We start from the raw sequence: 2,054 nt of genomic DNA, 5'->3' as shown, positions 1-2,054 counted from the left end.
CGCTCGCTGGGACACAAACACGTAGGGCCGCTTCGCTATTATGCCCTACGCGTTTGCGTCCGTTATTGGGGCGTTAGATGGCACGGAAATTAAAGTGACTACTGTAGTTGTTACGGATATCTTTGGTAAAACTCCCGCTCTTGAAGAATTGGCAAATGCCATCTGTAAGAACCACATCATTGTTGACCCGTATGACGGTCAAAATAAGATGTTTCACACTGAAAGTGATGCATATGAGTATTTCTCCTCTAATATTGGCTTAGAAAATTACAGCAAGCATTTGATTAACTCGCTAACCAAATTGGATTATTCTGTAAACCTCGTGGGTTTTAGCATTGGTGCTGCTGCCATTTGGAACCTCTCAGGAAGTTTCGGGCCTTCGCATATAAACAAAGCTATATGCTTTTACGGGTCTCAAATAAGAAACAACCGAAAAGTTGTTCCATTATTTCCGGTTACTCTTGTTTTCCCAAAAACAGAGAAACACTTTTCAGTATCACAATTAATCTCAGAATTGCACGCCACACAAAGAACCAAAATTAGACAGGTGCCTTACTTTCATGGTTTTATGAATAAGTGTTCTACGAACTTCGACTTGCAAGGCTACGAAAGTGAGCTTCGAATTTTTGCGGCTAATGCCATCTAACAAAAAAATTAAGTACGCCCACTGCGCGGGCTGGGACGCATACATGCGGGGCGGCTTCGCCATTATGCCCCACATGCCTGCGCCCCTTATTTAAAAGTTATGTGCACATGAAAATTCAAACACTTTCAGTTCTATTATTACTAAACGGATGCTCAAGCATCGACAATAAGATCGGCTATGGAGTGAACTTCGAAATTCCAATTGAAGCATCGTGCCTCATTAGCACAATCAATGAGTATGAACCGTTTCAGCCTGTTATCGCTTTAGACTCATCTTTAGAATTTACGTATTTGGAAAATAATACTAGTTTGAGTCTTCACTCCAAGAATTTAATCGGCGGTTATCAACTCACTATCGACGGCATGTTCCTTGGAAAGAGTCATCAGCAGTTTGTTCAAGAGGCAGAGCAAACATCAAAATTAGTTCAGCGCCTTGTAAATCTAGGTTGTTCTTAGTGAGTGCACATAACAATACGCTGTTGGCACTCCCTTCGGTCGCTGGGACGCAAACACGCAGGGCCGCTTCGCTATTATGCCCTACGTGCCTGCGCCCCAAAGCTTAGCGTTATACATCATGTGAATAGGGCCGATTAAATGGAGTTTTTAAAAGACTGTCCTGTGAAACTTTGGGGTGGCTATGACTACGAACCAGAGTGGATTAAGGGAAAAGAATTTATTAGCGGAAGAGTCCATGGATTTATTCCGGGCCAAAACTCCTCACCTGCTATGGTCGTAGCACTGGACGCACCACTAACCGCAAAAGGAACAACCGGCAATATCGTAATTTTAGAGCTAAGGTTTGTGGATGCTCAATGGAAAGGTGAACAAACAGTTCACATTGAGTTGTGCGACTTTATCCCTGAAAATAAATCGTGGAAAAACAGGCAACAAGGTTCGTGGATTGAATCACATGCTTCAGTGGATGTTTTAGAATAGATGCTTAGTATCAACTCCCAAGTGCAACATTGATCACGCATAATCATTCTTCATCTCCCAGGGCGTTTTATATCCATACCGTTTACGAGGACGACTGTTCAGCCGCCTCTCAATGGCATCACAGTGCTGCTGCGTAACGTCTTTCATCGACGTCCGCTTTGGTAAATACTGCCTTATCAGCCCATTCGCATTTTCGTTGCTTCCTCGTTCCCATGAGTGGTGCGGTGTGGCGAAGTAAAACAGCGCCTTTGCTTTCTTTTCTATCTCTTTGTACTGGTGGAATTCTGTGCCGTTGTCGGCCGTAATCGTTTTTACAGGTAAAGGACTCGTTTTTATTAACCTGATGGTTGCTTTGTTGAGAGACGAGGTTGTCCTGTCTGGTAATTTACCTATTAATAAGTACCCTGTCGCCCGCTCAACCAGCGTAACAATGCAGTCTTTTGTTGTATGCCCTATCACTGTGTCGATTTCCC

The 2,054-nt window shown here is 43.4% G+C and carries 4 protein-coding genes; 3 read left to right on the top strand and 1 reads right to left on the bottom strand.

Annotated features, from left to right (window positions below; genetic code table 11):
* The first annotated feature begins 94 nt into the window (after positions 1 to 94).
* The 3 genes from JKP77_RS22015 (at position 95) to JKP77_RS22005 (ending at position 1,581) form a co-directional block, all read left to right on the top strand.
* Positions 95 to 646, top strand: a complete 552-nt coding sequence (locus tag JKP77_RS22015; protein WP_218313321.1) for a hypothetical protein — start codon at positions 95 to 97, stop codon at positions 644 to 646.
* A gap of 107 nt (positions 647 to 753) precedes the next feature.
* A complete protein-coding gene (locus JKP77_RS22010; protein WP_218313320.1) occupies positions 754 to 1,101 on the top strand; it encodes a hypothetical protein in 348 nt (115 codons plus the stop codon).
* 138 nt (positions 1,102 to 1,239) lie between these two features.
* Entirely contained in the window at positions 1,240 to 1,581 is a 342-nt protein-coding gene (locus JKP77_RS22005) for a hypothetical protein (RefSeq protein ID WP_218313319.1), read from the top strand.
* Between the two features lie 33 nt (positions 1,582 to 1,614).
* On the opposite strand, the gene JKP77_RS22000 is transcribed toward JKP77_RS22005, so the two are convergent.
* The coding region (locus JKP77_RS22000) for an IS30 family transposase (protein WP_218313318.1) at positions 1,615 to 2,054 on the bottom strand (440 nt) is incomplete at its 5' end.

It is taken from the genome of Alteromonas antoniana (genome assembly GCF_019249295.1).
Taxonomy (GTDB): domain Bacteria; phylum Pseudomonadota; class Gammaproteobacteria; order Enterobacterales; family Alteromonadaceae; genus Alteromonas; species Alteromonas antoniana.
The sequence above is the reverse complement of the archived record's forward strand: the minus strand, read 5'-3'. Positions and strand labels throughout refer to the sequence as shown.